The sequence below is a fragment of the Pedobacter sp. GR22-6 genome, from assembly GCF_037402555.1.
Classification (GTDB): domain Bacteria; phylum Bacteroidota; class Bacteroidia; order Sphingobacteriales; family Sphingobacteriaceae; genus Pedobacter.
Window position 1 is genome coordinate 1,088,780 of sequence record NZ_JBBEUC010000002.1, and the last position, 15,243, is coordinate 1,104,022.

Annotated in this window: 12 protein-coding genes; 2 read left to right on the forward strand and 10 right to left on the reverse strand. The window is 40.2% G+C overall.

What is annotated here, in order from left to right:
- The first annotated feature begins 88 nt into the window (after positions 1-88).
- Positions 89-1,159, forward strand: coding sequence for a sensor histidine kinase (locus WAE59_RS12240; RefSeq protein WP_337856249.1), 1,071 nt, complete (start codon positions 89-91; stop codon positions 1,157-1,159).
- Here the strand turns inward: WAE59_RS12240 and WAE59_RS12245 are convergent.
- Positions 1,156-2,022 (reverse strand): aldose 1-epimerase family protein, encoded by an 867-nt coding sequence (locus WAE59_RS12245; RefSeq protein WP_337856250.1) that lies wholly within the window; start codon positions 2,020-2,022, stop codon positions 1,156-1,158. The genes WAE59_RS12240 and WAE59_RS12245 overlap by 4 nt on opposite strands.
- Positions 2,023-2,164: 142 nt before the next feature.
- Between WAE59_RS12245 and WAE59_RS12250 the strand changes: the two genes are divergently transcribed.
- On the forward strand, positions 2,165-4,120 hold the full coding sequence (locus tag WAE59_RS12250) for a sensor histidine kinase (RefSeq protein ID WP_337856251.1): 1,956 nt from the start codon (positions 2,165-2,167) through the stop codon (positions 4,118-4,120).
- Positions 4,121-4,122: 2 nt separating this feature from the next.
- Here WAE59_RS12250 and WAE59_RS12255 read toward each other — a convergent pair whose 3' ends face one another.
- The 9 genes from WAE59_RS12255 to WAE59_RS12295 all read right to left on the reverse strand — a co-directional run bounded on the left by WAE59_RS12255 (position 4,123) and on the right by WAE59_RS12295 (position 15,239).
- Positions 4,123-5,109, reverse strand: coding sequence for an MlaD family protein (locus tag WAE59_RS12255; protein WP_337856252.1), 987 nt, complete (start codon positions 5,107-5,109; stop codon positions 4,123-4,125).
- 3 nt (positions 5,110-5,112) lie between these two features.
- The gene (locus WAE59_RS12260) at positions 5,113-5,883 is read right to left on the reverse strand and encodes an ABC transporter ATP-binding protein (RefSeq protein WP_337856253.1); all 771 of its coding nucleotides are present in this window, start codon (positions 5,881-5,883) and stop codon (positions 5,113-5,115) included.
- Positions 5,884-5,886: 3 nt separating this feature from the next.
- The gene (locus WAE59_RS12265; RefSeq protein ID WP_337856254.1) at positions 5,887-6,693 is read right to left on the reverse strand and encodes an MlaE family ABC transporter permease; all 807 of its coding nucleotides are present in this window, start codon (positions 6,691-6,693) and stop codon (positions 5,887-5,889) included.
- Positions 6,694-6,799: 106 nt separating this feature from the next.
- The gene (locus WAE59_RS12270) at positions 6,800-8,962 is read right to left on the reverse strand and encodes a S9 family peptidase (RefSeq protein WP_337856255.1); all 2,163 of its coding nucleotides are present in this window, start codon (positions 8,960-8,962) and stop codon (positions 6,800-6,802) included.
- Positions 8,963-8,965: 3 nt separating this feature from the next.
- Entirely contained in the window at positions 8,966-10,702 is a 1,737-nt protein-coding gene (locus tag WAE59_RS12275) for an LTA synthase family protein (RefSeq protein WP_337856256.1), read from the reverse strand.
- Positions 10,703-10,833: 131 nt separating this feature from the next.
- The gene (locus WAE59_RS12280; RefSeq protein ID WP_337856257.1) at positions 10,834-11,511 is read right to left on the reverse strand and encodes a hypothetical protein; all 678 of its coding nucleotides are present in this window, start codon (positions 11,509-11,511) and stop codon (positions 10,834-10,836) included.
- Positions 11,512-11,530: 19 nt separating this feature from the next.
- Positions 11,531-12,310 (reverse strand): enoyl-CoA hydratase/isomerase family protein, encoded by a 780-nt coding sequence (locus tag WAE59_RS12285; protein ID WP_337856258.1) that lies wholly within the window; start codon positions 12,308-12,310, stop codon positions 11,531-11,533.
- A 32-nt stretch (positions 12,311-12,342) separates the two neighbouring features.
- Positions 12,343-13,245 carry a LysR family transcriptional regulator gene (locus WAE59_RS12290; protein WP_337856259.1) on the reverse strand — a complete coding sequence of 301 codons (903 nt, stop codon included), beginning with the start codon at positions 13,243-13,245 and terminating at the stop codon, positions 12,343-12,345.
- A 65-nt stretch (positions 13,246-13,310) separates the two neighbouring features.
- A complete protein-coding gene (locus WAE59_RS12295; protein ID WP_337856260.1) occupies positions 13,311-15,239 on the reverse strand; it encodes a ComEC/Rec2 family competence protein in 1,929 nt (642 codons plus the stop codon).
- Between the last annotated feature and the right edge of the window lie 4 nt (positions 15,240-15,243).

The following is a 15,243-nucleotide window of genomic DNA, read 5'->3' on the forward strand; positions in this document are numbered from 1 at the left end:
GTCTCTGAGTTTATTTTACTTTAGGATGAGGAAGAATAGTATTATATTGCATTCACAGAGCTAATAATATTTCCCTATTTAACATCTAATGGCAGTTCAAATCGATCATCAACCCGGCTCTTCAAGTACCGAGGGCTTAGAAACATTAAATAAGTTAACCAAGCTGATTGCCAGGCTGCTCAGTGTTGAAATTGTTGTGATCCATCTTGAAGATAATAAAAATATCTGGTGTTACCCGGAAACAGCGGCAGCTCATGATCCTTATTTGCTCAACGATCCTTTAGCAGCAATGGCCTTAGGTTATCAGTTTCAGGTTTCTGTAGTGCTGAAAGCTAAAGATGGGAGCAATCTGGGTTTTTTAAGTATTGCTGATGAAAAATTGCGTGTGTTGACCAGTGATGAACAGGAAATTCTTCAAGATTTGACTGCAATTGTAATCGATCAGGTTGAAACCAGCCTTGCTCATCGTCAGGCGGTGTTCCATCATCAGCAAGTACTCAATACGACAGCGCATGATCTAAAAAACCCTCTGACTACGATTCCAGTTAGGGCCGACTTGATCAAATTGAAAAAGCACGATCCGGAAGCAATAGAAAAAATGTGCGATCAGATCAAAATAGCCAGTTTCAATATGGTTAGAATTATTGATGAATTGTTGCATTCAGCGACTGCTGAAGCAGGAAAAATCCGTTTGCTATTAGTCAAGTTGACGATTTCAGATATCGTTGCGAATGTTATAACCATGAACCAACCCTTGGCGGAACGCAAGAATCAGTTGATCCACTTCCACAGTGAAACATCAGCACAAGTAAAAGCAGATGAAGTTAAGTTGTCTGAGATTGTAGATAATCTGATCAACAATGCTGTCAAATACGCTGCACATGGTACGGAGATTTTTGTGAAATTGCGCGAATTTGAAAATAACGTATTGATTTCAGTCGAAGATCAAGGGCAAGGCTTAACAGAAGAAGATAAAAATCGCCTGTACCAACGCTTTACCCGTTTAAGTGCACAGCCAACCGCAGGTGAAAACTCCACGGGACTGGGGCTTTCCATTGTTAAATTGTTAGTGGAGGCACATGAAGGGACTATTCAGGCAGAAAGTGAAGGAAGAGGTAAAGGGACTAAATTTACTGTTATACTTCCTATATGTAGTTAAAAACTTCTTATCTCCCAGCTTCTTTTCCATTCTTGCTGGGCTTCCAGAGTGATAATTCCCTCTTTTTCTTTTAGCTGCTGGTTGTGATGAACTCCGTCTGCTATACCACACCATGGCTCCAGACATATGAAATCTGCATTTTTTGCCGTCCATATTCCAAAATATGGGAAGTCTTTAAAACTGAAATCCAGACCATGGTCATTTTTGTGATTTTTTAAGGATATGAGATCACTTTTCAATGTTTTAAACACGAGGGCATCATCATAGAAAAGTTCATATTTCAAAGGTAATTTTCCATCCTTAAGTGGAAGTGTAATGGTCTCCGTATCAATCAGGTCATGTTTAATTTTATGATATTCCAGAGTAATATCTTTATTAAATTCCAGGTAATAATCCGTATAACTTAAATTTCGTCCCGTAGGTATTGCAAACGCAGGGTGCGCTCCAATTGAGAAGAACAGTGGATTATCCGCAGGATTGTTTACTTCGTAAGTGCAGCGTAACTGTTCTTCTATTAACTCATAACGGATGAGTAGGTCGAACTCGAAGGGATAGACAGAAAACGTGCCTGAGCTCTGTCTTAGTATAAATATCAGTTCTGTTTCACTTAGTTGCTTACTATCAAATTGATGATCCCTTGCGAAACCATGTCTAGGAAGTTCGTACTCTCGGCCTTCCAGAATATAACGATTTTCTTTTAGTCCACCCACAATTGGAAATAATATGGGACTATATTTGCCCCAAAAATCCGGATTTCCATCCCACAAATATTCTCTCTCAGTATTTTTGTTATAGAGGCTTTGCAATTCTGCGCCTTTAGTTGAAAAAGAGGCTTTAATATTGGTGTTTTCGAGAATTATCATAAAGTGGAGACTAAAATGCTAAAGTAAATAAAATCGGCTTAATAGTATTAATGGCTTTCCATATTTGCACCTGAATGTTTAAGTTTATAGCGAGATGATGAACAAGGGGTATTTTCTATTTAGGTAAATTGGTTCAAATGATATGAATTTAGAAAAAAGACTTTTTGCTATCACTGATTGGCTACTCAACAAACCAAAGGTAGCAGGACTATTTGTTTTCTTTTTTCTCTCCCTACTCATCGGGCTATTTACCCATCAACGTTATTTGATCCTTAAAGAAAATGAACGTAGGGAAATGACCAATATCATTAGTGTGGTCAAACAAAACATTGAACAATCACTAAGAAATAGCTATACCACTGCGCTCACTCTAGCTTTAACAATCAATGATAGAGGAGTTCCCAGGGACTTTGATGGCGTGGCCGCGCAATTGATGAGTGAGGGGTCCCATTTTAAAGCAGTGCAATTATTACCCGGAGGAGTTATTAAGTATATCTATCCTTTAAAAGGGAATGAAAGTGCATTAAATACCAATGCTTTTAGCTATTCCAAAGAAAATACCCACCGTGCAAAGTTGTCTATAAGAAACAGAAAAATGTATTTTCTGGGGCCGAGTAAATTGAAACAGGGGGGCTTTGGCATAGTAGGTAGGCTCCCATTATACCGGGAGAAAAAGTTTTGGGGTTTTTCGGCCGTAGTCATTAAGTTAGACACTTTTCTGCGTGACATTGGCGTATACAATGCGAGAAATAGCAGGTATTATTTTCAATTTTCCAAGCTAAATATAACGAATGATCAGGAGGAATTCTTTTTGCCGGGTCCCCAGAATTTTTCAGATAAGAATTATGAATCTGCTTTTTTTCCTGATGGCAATTGGAAGCTATATCTGATTTCTCCAGATAGGTACGGCATATTATTGCAGCTGAGCTATCAAATGCTGTTCGGTCTGCTACTGGCTATAATTTGCAGTTTGCTAGTTACGCAACTATTGAAAAAAGCAGATGAAAAATTGACACTTGAATCCTGGCTGAGAATGGAGTCCCTTGTCAACACGATAGATGGGATCGTATGGGAAGCAGATCCGGATAATTTTCAATTTACCTTCATTAGTAAAAAAGTAGAATCTATACTGGGATATACCCCGGAGGAATGGTTTGCCTCGACTACGTTCTGGGTAGATCATCTCCACCCCGAAGATAGGGATTGGGCTTTTGCATTTTGTACTTCTAACACCCGAAACAACAAACAACACGATTTAGAGTACAGGATGATTGCGAAAGATGGTAGTATTGTTTGGCTGCGTGACATCGTAAATGTAATTTCTGAGGAAGGGAAACCGGTGCTTCTAAGGGGAATCATGATTGATATCAGCGATACAAAGCAGGCCCAAAAAGCATTGAATGATTCTTTTGAACTGGTCAATGAGCAAAATAAACGTTTGCTAAATTTTTCTTATATCGTTTCTCATAACTTGAGATCACATACCAGTAATATTCAAGCAATATCCAGCTTGATAGAAGGGGCAGAGTCCGAGGCTGAACGAAATGAGTTGGTCGACCTTATGAAAACTGTTTCCGGATCGCTGAATGAAACACTTGTTAACCTCAATAAAGTTGTGAATATTCAGACCAGCATTGATGTAATTAAGGATTGGCTACCGCTTAATACGTACATTAACAATACACTTGATGTCCTAAACGACCAAATTAGCATGACAAATGCAGTTGTTAATAATAAGGTTGGAGCAGATGTAAAGATTTATTACAACCCCGCTTATTTGGAGAGCATTCTTCTGAATTTTATCTTCAATGCCATTCGCTACCGTCACAAACAAAGAACACCTGTGATTGAATTATCCTGTAGCCATGAAGAAGACCACTTGGTATTGCACGTTATAGATAATGGAATTGGCATCGATCTGGAAAAACACGGGCACCAACTCTTTGGAATGTATAAAACATTCAATGGCAACCCGGATTCAAGAGGGGTAGGCTTATTCATTTCCAAAAATCAAATAGAAGCAATGGGAGGGCGAATAACAGTTCAAAGCGTTCTACACGAGGGAACAACATTCAGCATTTATTTTAAACCACATTAGTCCTAAGGTTTTTTAGCAGCTTCTGCTTCCGCTTTTTCCTTCTTCTTAAAGAATCCCCTAAGTAGAAAATTGTGCTGCAAAGCCTCTAGATTTTCATCAAGTTTTTTGCTACTGGTTTCCATATTCACAACAATAGATTTCACCTGTTCTGCTGTTTTAGGATCGTTAAGTAGCACTCCAATAGCATTGTCCGTTTGTGTTAGTTTCGCTGAGGCTTTGTTCAAGTTCTCGGAAAGGGCAGAAGCTGAACTGGCAGTTTTTTGTAACTCATTTACGGATGCCTGAAGTTGTGCAAACACTAACGTGTCTGTCAATAACTTATCTGCTAATCCGCCTTTCGTATTCAATGTCTTGCTAAAAGCATCCAGTTCTTTTGCCATTTTATTGGCAGCTGCAGTGGTATTTTTAAGGTTTACTACAATAGACTTGAAATCATCAGCTACCTGCTGATCGGTCAATAACGAACCTACTGTGCCTTTCCCTTCTACAAGGCCCCTGGCTAATACTTTAAAATCTGAGGTAACTTCCACTAGGTTTTTATTATTTACCTGAAAGGTTTTCATGATATCATCTGTTGATAGCGTGGTATTCACACGAATTTTATCTCCGTCCTCTACAAAAGGAAACTTCGGGGTACCTCCGGTGAGCACAATAATTTTATTTCCAATCAAACCATCTGAGCTTATACTGGCCGAAGCATCCTTATGAATATAACGGTGGGCTTCCTCTTCAATGTTCAGAAATACCTGAACCTGTGCCGATTCATTGAATTGAATTTTCTTGATAGTCCCGATTTTAACACCTGAAAACCAAACGTTATTACCTGTTTTTAGTCCCTGAATGTCATTGAATACTACATTGACTGTAAAACTTTTTACGAAAGCCTTTTTTTGACTGCCTAATGTAAATACGCCGAGTATAAATATGGCCAAACCGATCAGTATAAATGCTCCTACTATTATTTTGCGGCGATTGTCTGTTGCCTTCATATCTTATTGGATAAAATTGTAATCGTAAAATGGTTTCACCCGCTCATCGCTGGTGTTAAAAACTTCGTCGAAGGTGCCTTGACGTTCAAATTTGCCGTCCAGCAGCATGGCTACACGGTTGCCAACTGCTTTTGCACAGGTAAGGTCATGGGTAATTATAATAGAACTGGTGTGAAAACGATCCTGCACTTCATTGATCAGGCTATTGATCTCCAGGCAGGTAATCGGATCCAATCCTGCAGTTGGTTCATCGTACAACATGATTTCTGGCCGCAGGATCAACGTACGTGCAATACCTATACGTTTCCTTTGCCCACCGGATAATTCTGAAGGCATTTGATTGATTGTCTGTAAAAGACCCACAGCATCCAACATTTCTTCGACCGAACTGTTGATCTCTGCTTTGGTTAGGTTCTTTTGATTTCGGACAAGTGGGAAGACCAGATTTTCACGTACAGTCATGCTGTCATACAAGGCACTGTTCTGAAAGGAAAAGCCCACTTTCAGCCGCAATGCCAACAACTCTTTGTAACTGATTTGATCTACCTGCTGGTTCAATACATGTACCATCCCCGCATCAGGTGTCAGCAAGCCTACAATTATTTTAATCAGTACTGATTTACCGGTTCCCGATTTTCCAAGTACCACCAGGTTTTCGCGTTTGAACAAGTTCAAGTCTACTCCCCTGAGCACGTGGTAATTTCCAAAGGATTTGTACAACCCTTTGATCTCTATTACTTTTTCCTGTGTTTCAATTGTTTTTTTCTGTTCCATGGCTTAACTTCTGAATAAACCAAAAAACTGAACAGATACGACTTCTTCTATGAAGATGAGAAACATTCCGATTACAACTGCCGAATTGGCCGCTTTACCTACACCCTCAGTGCCTTTAGAAGAATTATAGCCCTGATAACAACCGACCATTCCAATTGTAAAACCAAATAAGACAGCTTTAACAGTTGAGGCTGTAATGTCCAGAAAGGTGATGCTTTCTAACGAGGATTGAAAAAATAACTTTGCACTGGTTCCCTCGCTCATAGATACATTCAATAATGCACCCAACATACCGACCATGGCGGTATAAAATGTGAGAATAGGAATGGTTATGGTTGCAGCTAGTACCCTTGTCGTAACTAAGAATTTAAAAGGATTTGTTGCAGAAACTTCCATCGCATCTATTTGCTCCGTCACACGCATGGACCCCAACTCTGCTCCTATACTCGAACCCACCTTTCCGGCAGCAATCAAAGAAGTAAGCAGAGGAGCCAGCGTACGTAACAAAGCGATACCGACAAGTGAAGGAAGCCAAGATGTGGCGCCAAATTCAGCCAGCGATGGTCGCGACTGTTTGGTGAATACAATACCCGTAATGAAACCGGTAAGGGAAATCAATGCCAGGGATTTATAACCAATGTCATAGCATTGCTTCATCAGTTCGCGACCTTCGTAGGGAGGCAGAAAGCCTTCCTTGAAAAAGCGTCCCATGAACTGAAATACATCATAGAGCGTAATAAATGTTCTGGACAATCTTCCCGGAGATTTGACTTCTTCTAAAATTTCCTGGCCTGCTTTACTATGCTCCATGTATACGCCTTAATGTCATGTAATTCTCTTTGCAAAGTTATCCCCGCCTAAAATGTGCGGTGTACACTAACTAACAAACTATGCGCCAAAAATCATTAAAGTAGGCTTATTTTCCTCCTGGAGGACAATTTCTTTGTAAAAATTCTGTATATGTCAGTGCGAGGTGTTCGGAGGTTCCTGTTCCCTCATTAATACTATGCGTACGGTTCGGATACGCCATCAACTGAAACACTTTCCTGTTACGGATGAGGTCGTTAATCAGCATCTCGGCATTTTGATAGTGCACATTATCATCACCTGTGCCGTGAATATACAAAAGCTTGCCTTTTAAATTTTTTGCGTAAGTAATAGGAGAACCTTTGATATAGGCATCTTTCGTCTTTAAAGGAGAGCCCATATACCGTTCCTGATAGATGTTGTCATAGGTCAGTTGGTTGCCAACCGCTGCAATGGCAATGCCTGTCTTGTAGATTTCCGGATATTGAAACATTAGGTTTAGAGTCGATGATCCCCCACCGCTCCATCCCCAAACTGCAATCCTGTCTTTGTCTACAAAAGGCCATTCCATGATCTTTTTTGCAGCCATTGCCTGATCACGAATGTTTAGAATGCCGATGTTTTGAAAAATACTTTTTCTCCAGTCCCTTCCTTTAGGGGCAGGGGCTCCGCGGTTTTCTACTGAGATATAGATATAGCCGTCTTTAGGCATGTCACCGGCGTATAAGAAATTGCGCCCAGCTCCGTAAGTATCTGTTACGGTCTGCGACGCTGGTTCACCATAGACATAAAATACCACTGGATATTTCTTTGTAGGGATAAAATTGTCTGGCTTCTTCATCCATCCATCCATTATGATACCGTCCTCAGTGGTTACTTTAAAAAACTCAACTGGATTTTTTTCTGCTTTAACCCTTCCGAGTTGACTGGTGATGCTACCTTGCATTGTCAATGGGTTCATTGTGGTCAGTTTCATCCATTCCGTGATCGGTGGTACAGTAGCGCTCTGATATGTATGACGTGCGTATACACCATTCGGTGAAATAGCGTATGTATGTGTTCCTGGAAGAATGGAGGGGGTAACCTGTTCTGGTTTTGCGCCACCAGCAAGTTTTGTCTTGAATAAGTACCTTTGAGTCGCATTTGTGGGTGAAGCCATAAAATATACCCAACCGTTCTGTTCATCTACCAGTTCCTGACTGATTACATCGTAATCTCCTTTGGTGATTAGCGTTTGTTTCTTTCCATCTTTACTGATTCGATAGATATGCCTCCAACCATCTTTTTCACTAGTCCATAAAAATTCTTTTCCTTCAGCTATCCAATCCCATCCTTTTCCGGCATCTATCCATGCTTTGTCCGTATCTGTATAGATGTTACTCAGCATTCCCGTAGACGCATTCGCTACGAATAATTTGCTCACATTTTGTTCTCTGTTCAGTTGCTGTAAAATGACCTCATTACTGTTAGGGATCCAGTCCATTCTCGGGATGTAATTTTGTACCTGATCACCTGGTACTTTTAACCACTCTGTTTTAGCTGTGGCTATGCTTACTATACCAATCTTGCAGGCTGAGGGATCCTGACCTACTTTAGGGTACTCTACCGGTATCGTATAAGAATAAATAGAGTCTGTGTTGTTGATCATCAAAAAGTTCCTGATTTTACGGGCATCTATTTGCCAGTAAGCAATAGACTTCCCGTCCGGACTCCATCTGAAACCATCTCTGCAATCGAATTCTTCTTCATAAACCCAGTCAAAAGTACCGTTGATAATTCTATTGGTTCCATCACTCGTTAAAGCTTTACTAACTTTAGTATTCAGGTCATCCACATATATGTTGTGCTGACTCACGTAAGCTACTTTGTTGCCGTCGGGAGAAAACTTAGCAAACATCAGCGAAGAAGCTGGTTTGTCTTTGCCGACCTGTACAACCTGATTGCTTTTCAGATCTGCCACATAGTAGTCACCACGAGTTTCATAACGCCATACTTTTTTACTATTGGTGTAAATCAGGACCTTGGTGCCATCTTCAGAAAGCTCAAAGCTCTTGATGCCGTTGATGCCACGTCCGGAAGCATATAGGAGTTCTCTGCCGACCACAGCCTTACGGGAATTGTCCTGCAGATTGACGGTTGTGATCTCACCATCTATTACCTGATAGTAAGCATTTCCATCTCTGGTCCATTTTATTTCCTGGGCAGTAGTTTCCAGGTGTAATCCGGTCAGTAGGATCAGGGCTAGTTTAAAAAAAGAATTTCTGAAGGTCATATCTTAAAGTTCAATAAATTGCTGATAAATCGTTTGCAGGTAAGCTTTTGCATTAGCCAGACGCGTTTGGGTGCCCTGTTGGTTTTTTTCATCGCTATTATAAAGGTTCGTCTTTCCTACATTGTCAAAAGTAACACATTGTTGGTTATCTATAAAGCCCATTCCATTGTCCCAGCTAAAAAACGCAAAAGATGGTAAGGATGGGTTAAAAAGATTCTTACTCCAGCGGAAGGCCTTGGCGTCAATATTAAGCTGGCCTAGTATTGTGGCTACTACATCAACCTGACTGCCTACGTTGTTAAACCGCCTGCCTCTGAATTCTTTTTTGATGACATCACCATATAATAGCAATGGGATGTGATACCTTTCCGGAACATAGATTTCATGTATGTTTTTTGGCATTTTATGTCCATGATCAGCGATAAATACAAAAAGGGTGTTTTTATACCAGGATTGCTTTTTAGCATTGTTAAGGTATACGTTAATGCAGGAATCGGTGTAATGTGCTGTACTTTTAAATTTGGCCACATTATCAGATTTACCAAAGTAATAACCGCCTGGAAGGCCGTAAGGTTCATGGTTAGTTAAGGTCAGTAATGCTGAAAAGAAGGGCTGTTTTTCTCGGGTCAGGTCATGGTTTTGTTTGGCAAATACGTCCTCATCAAAATGTCCCCAGCTGGTTTCTTTCCCGGTCTTAATGTCATTTCTATCTACCAGTCGTGCCACTTTATGACTTAAAATAAAGGCTTTATAGTTATCGAACTCAGATTCCCCGCCATAATAAAAAGAGGTGCTGTAACCAGCATGTGCGAGCGGCTGTGCAATCATTGGGATGCGTTCCATTTTTTCGGGCCACTTGACTATGCTGCCGGATGCTAGCGTAGGGAAACCCGCCAATGTGCCCACTAGACCTTTATCAGTTCGGTCGCCAGTAGAATAAATACGGCTGAATAATACCCCCTGATGCATCAAGCTATCAAAATTAGGTGTAATGTCTTTTTCAGCCCCCAAAGTTTGCGTCAGGTTGGCAGTAAAGCTTTCGATGATCACAATAACCACATTAGGACGTTTGATTTTTAAGATGTTGATTGTGGTATCTTTTGATGATGTATACAAATGCTTCACCAAACGTTCTGCATCAGCCTTCGACATGTAGTGATAAGGATTTGATTTGGTCATCCGAGAGGAAAGCACACTCCTCAATAGGTTCCACTCAGTGTTCACAGCTGCGTTGTTCAAAACCTGTTCCTTAGAAAAATATGCCATGCTCTGCGTAATGGGAGAACCCTTCAAACCGCCTCTGATGATCAGGAAGTTGATGAAAACCATAAAAATTACTGCAATAACACGTAGCCACATAGGAGTTCTGTTAAACTCAAGGGTTCTTAAGATCACCTTTTTTTGTAAGAAAAGGCTGATGATGATTAGCAATGCCAAAAGAGAGATTGACAATGCAACAGGGGAAGAAGCACTCGAAGCCATCGCCTCATTAGGAGTAGAAATAGCAAAGCCGATCGCTTTAGCATTAACTTTAGTACCCCATTCCCTGTAGATGTTAAAGTTAACTACCGAAAGAATGCTAAAAATGATAATCAGCACTTTATTATAAATTGTTAACCACTTTAACTCTACGATCTTCTTGCCGCTGAACAACCAAAAGATATAGCTGATGAGTGGTAGTAACAATAAATAAGCGGACATGGAAAAATCCAGAGCCAAACCATGATAAAAGGTAGACATGATTTCCGTTGCTGGATACACGGAGATCTTTTTAAAGTTGATGATTAAAAAAGTAAGTCGGTCCAAAAAAAAGAACAGCAGCCAAAACAGGAAGAACCTGACAAAGAAGAGCAAGCTTTTCACCATTACAGTTATTGCGCGCCCCTCATGGCCTGTAGTTCAGCCATTGTCTTTTCTTCATATCCTTTTGGAACCTCCAGGGAAAAAGGACCTACCTTGTCTTCTTTGAAGCTTTTCAAGGTGAGAACTGATTTGTAACCGTCCTGAATGTTGGTGAACTTTACCGGAGTTCCTTTGATTGAATCGAATCCTGGAGGTACAGCGCCAGGTGAAAATTTAATTTCATTGCTAACCCAAACCTCATAACTAGCACCATTATTATCTTTATAGCTGTATTTTTCGGCATTGTATCCACCGACGGTTTGTTTATCACCTGTAGCGATAAAATCGCTGAAAACTCTGTTACCCATCTGCTTTTCCACATCTGCTTTACTCATTTTAGCTGCGTATTGTTTTTGTGCAATTGGAATATCTACCAATATAAGGCCATTCCGACTAGCGCCATCACTCAGTATTTTTAGCATAGCCATCCCCATGTCTACTTCAACTTTAGAAATATTGCCGTTAAACTGCACTTTGCTTTCCGAGGGTAACATAGATACGTCAATTGTCTTCTTCTGTTCGTCGGTAAGCGCGTACTCAATTCCATAAATCAAGGTGCCCTGATTTACTATTTTTTGTGCTTTTACGATGAGTGCAGTGCTTATAAGGATAAGCGCAACTACACTGGTTTTGATTGATTTAAACATGATGATTTATCCGATTTGATTACCAATTTATTTTTTCTTTGTTGATGAAGGAAGCCACTCCTTTTTTAAAATCTTCACTGTCGCGTACCCTTGCATTGATCTGTACTGCAAAAGCCAAACTTTTTTCCAATAAAAGATTGTTGGTCTGTCCAATCAGCTGCTTCGTGATCATTAACGAATTAGCTGAGGTTTCAGTACACAAATTTAACGCAAATTCTTTTACTTTTTGACCGATATCATCGCGCTTTGTTACATAGGAGATCAGACCATAATCCAGTGCCTGCTCTGCTGAAAATAAATTTCCGGTCAATAAGATTTTCTTAGCAATGGTTTCACTGGTTTTGCGCAAAAGAAAACATGAAACGATAGCCGGTACAAAGCCGAGTTTGACTTCCGTATAGGCAAAATTCGCTTCAGGTACAGCAAAAATGATATCGCAAACTGTAGCTAATCCGCAACCGCCCGCGATGGCATGCCCCTCTACTTGCGCAATAACAATTTTAGGTAGGTAGTAGATGGTCGTAAATAAGCGCTTTAGGTTTTCTGAATCGGCCAGGTTCTCCTCATAACTGTTCTTTTGCAACTGTAATAGATAAGCCAGATCTGCTCCTGCACTAAAAGTAGTACCATTTGCTTTCAGTATGATAACTTTTACGTCCTCATCTTCTGAAGCCCTGAGGAGGGCATCTGTCAATAAACTAACCAGCTCGGGATTCAATGCATTGCGTTTGTCAGGTCTGTTGATTGTGATACTGGCTATTCTTGCCTCCACTGAATAAAGGATCAGATCTTCGGTCATAGTTTCTGGTATTTGTTGACTGCCAAATATAGTTACAAATCAACTTTGGTTTCAAAAATATCCTTCACCATATTGATCTCCTTGTCATACATTGTTTTTTTTCTGGTGCCAAAGTACAAAGTGTTTTCAATGATGGTGTTGCCTTCCCATATCAGTTTCACTGTGCCGGAAGCAATTTCTTCCCGGCACAGAAAGTCAGGAATGATAGAAAAACCCTCAGCGCTGCTCAGACAGCGTACTATAGAACTGATATTTGGTACAATATAATTTGGCTTGAAATCTATGGTTTTCTTAAAGTTTTGCTGCCAGAAGTTTTTCAAATGGTCCATATCCGCCGCAGTGCTGTACCAAGTCTGCAGTTTCAGCCAACTTTCCAGCGTGTTCATATTTTTATCTTTTAACAACGGCTTCATACCATTCAGATCTGTTTTTGCTCCGCATATCATCACAATCCTTTCCTTTGAGAATGCCTGATACTCCAAATTTTTTTGCTCGCCTCTATGCGGGGTGATGATCAGGTCAAGCAAACCTTTATCGAGATCGTGAAGCATTTGGACGTAATCGCCAAACTTTATGATCACATTAAACGGGAGAGAGGAGATGTATTTTTCAAGTGTAAATTGGAAGGTTTCGAAGCACATGCCTATGCTGATTGTCGCACGGTCTGTCTTGCTACTTTTATGAAAGAGCTGTTCCGCGCTTTCCAATTTGCTGATCGGTTCTAGTATAAAATTATATAAAACCTTTCCACGTTCTGTAGGAACCATTTTTTTGGGAGCCCGGTCAAATAACTTATAGCCGGTATAAGCCTCAAGTGAATTCAAATGCAGACTGACCCCAGGCTGTGAAATGTACAGTGCTTGAGCTGCTCCAGTCAGTGTACCCTGCTCATATATTGCCTTGAAGGTTCTAAGCCATTCCAGATTTAATAGCATTATCTGTTATTTTAGTGATGTAAAGATAAGTTTTTAATCATTTTGTTGCCGGTGTTTTAATTGTCCTAGCCTAAGTCAATTTCAACGGCTTTGGAATTAGGGTTAAGGGGACTGCAGAATTCAGCGCTATTCAAACAATATTGGAAAAATATAATTTTCTGGTCCTGCATAGAGAAATTAGCTCTGCTGAAGTTCTTTTCTCTATTTAAGAAATAAAACTTGTTGACCTGAAGACTGTCTAGCGTCGGCTTTACATGACGGATAAAGTGTGAGTGCCTCGCGTCCACATCAGTGAGTACGATGGCCTCTCCACCTGAAATGAATGCCGTCGCGTAATGTCTGCTCAATGAGAATGCAATGATTTTCTTTTGATGTTTTCTTTGAAATTCAGTCCTGCAAAAGGACAGTTGCAATAAAATTGCACAGGTCAGGCCGAGAAAAAGATATAATTTGCCGTTTTTTCGGAACGCGAATACAAAAATAGCGATAGTAAATGAAAGTAAAATGAGTTCGGATTTATTGATCCAGATACCAGAAAGGCTTGCCGCTGGTAACCTGGAAATCCAGCTCAAGCCCATATTCATAAATTGGATTAGATTTTCAAAAATAGGAATCAAAAAGTCGAGCCGAAAAAGAAGTATGATCATTCCCAGATACATGATCAATGCCGAGGGAAGCAGAATAAATAGGTTACTAAATAGAAAATACGTAGGAAATTGATGGAAGTAATATGTACTCAGGGGAAAGGTGCTCAGTTGGGCAGCAAGTGACATGGCCAGACTTTCCCAAAGCTTTAAAAGTCCTTTATGTTTAGGTTGCCAACAATTTTGTATCTTTGGTTGTAGCCAGATTAACCCTATAACAGCCGTAAATGAAAGTTGAAATCCTACATCCCAAATCATATAGGGATCGTAGAGTAGCAAGCAAAAGGCGGCAAATGCAAGGCCGTTGTAGCCATTGTTGTTCTTGGAAAAAGCATTCGAAAGTACAACTGTAGAGAGCATAATGACAGCGCGCATAACAGAAGGAGATAGACCACTGAGCAAAGCGTAGCCCCAAATAAGTAAAATAATAATGGCAAATTTCAAAAAACGCAGCCATTTTTTCCTTTCCATGAAACGTAACAGCCAATTGATTACCAGGTAAATAAGTCCAACATGCATGCCGGATACTGACAGGGCATGTATAGTTCCTGTTTTGGAGTAGGTAGAGAGGACTTCTGCATCGAGATCTATACGGTAACCAAGAATTAGGGTGCTTGCTACAGAAAAAGTAGTAGAATCTTTCATGAGTTTACGTAAATAGTTGATTTGTGCCAAGCGTAGTGCTAAAGCAGCGGCTATTAGCTTGTTGCCACTGAGGTAATTTAGTTTTAGAATCTCATTTTGTTTTACAAATGTCTGTTGATAAATGTTCTGTGCTGCAAGCCAACTTCTGTAGTCAAATTCTGCTGGATTTAGGGTTGGACTGATCGAATTGCTTTTGGCAGGAAGGAAGAGCTCCTGTCCGTATTCTAGCTCAATCGGATTTTGCTGTGATCGCTTTACTGACACAAATAACTGTCCGGAAACTGCTGCTTCCGAATTTAAGAAATAACTATGTACGACTGCTGCCTTAAAGTTCAATATTCCGTTTTTAAGTCGAGGCTCTTCGGTCACACGTACTTTTAGGTATGTAGAGGGTTTAAGTAAGTAATAATCAGAGGCAAGGCGCTCGTCATGTAATACACAACATAAAATACCACCCAAAATACTGAGCAGGAAAAATAAGGGTTTAATGAAACCTTTAAGGAGCAAAATAAATCGCTTTTTGTATACCAGATTTATTAAGATCAACAGTTGGAACAGACAGAAAAAGGTGATGGTCAGAAATTTGCAATTGCATAGATCGCGATAAGGATAAGCAAGTAAAATCCCTGAAATATAACAGATTAATAGTTGTGTGAAAACAATTGGAGCGGCCCTGCGGTGGGTTTCTCTTGCGGAATCGTTCATACCT

Bases quoted from the DNA above. Each gene is read 5' to 3' on its own strand.
- WAE59_RS12255 (WP_337856252.1), bottom strand. From the start codon at position 5,109: ATGAAGGCAACAGACAATCGCCGCAAAATAATAGTAGGAGCATTTATA.
- WAE59_RS12240 (WP_337856249.1), top strand. From the start codon at position 89: ATGGCAGTTCAAATCGATCATCAACCCGGCTCTTCAAGTACCGAGGGC.
- WAE59_RS12285 (WP_337856258.1), bottom strand. From the start codon at position 12,310: ATGACCGAAGATCTGATCCTTTATTCAGTGGAGGCAAGAATAGCCAGT.
- WAE59_RS12250 (WP_337856251.1), top strand. From the start codon at position 2,165: ATGAATTTAGAAAAAAGACTTTTTGCTATCACTGATTGGCTACTCAAC.
- WAE59_RS12265 (WP_337856254.1), bottom strand. From the start codon at position 6,693: ATGGAGCATAGTAAAGCAGGCCAGGAAATTTTAGAAGAAGTCAAATCT.
- WAE59_RS12260 (WP_337856253.1), bottom strand. From the start codon at position 5,883: ATGGAACAGAAAAAAACAATTGAAACACAGGAAAAAGTAATAGAGATC.
- WAE59_RS12290 (WP_337856259.1), bottom strand. From the start codon at position 13,245: ATGCTATTAAATCTGGAATGGCTTAGAACCTTCAAGGCAATATATGAG.
- WAE59_RS12295 (WP_337856260.1), bottom strand. From the start codon at position 15,239: ATGAACGATTCCGCAAGAGAAACCCACCGCAGGGCCGCTCCAATTGTT.
- WAE59_RS12245 (WP_337856250.1), bottom strand. From the start codon at position 2,022: ATGATAATTCTCGAAAACACCAATATTAAAGCCTCTTTTTCAACTAAA.
- WAE59_RS12280 (WP_337856257.1), bottom strand. From the start codon at position 11,511: ATGTTTAAATCAATCAAAACCAGTGTAGTTGCGCTTATCCTTATAAGC.
- WAE59_RS12275 (WP_337856256.1), bottom strand. From the start codon at position 10,702: ATGTCTACCTTTTATCATGGTTTGGCTCTGGATTTTTCCATGTCCGCT.
- WAE59_RS12270 (WP_337856255.1), bottom strand. From the start codon at position 8,962: ATGACCTTCAGAAATTCTTTTTTTAAACTAGCCCTGATCCTACTGACC.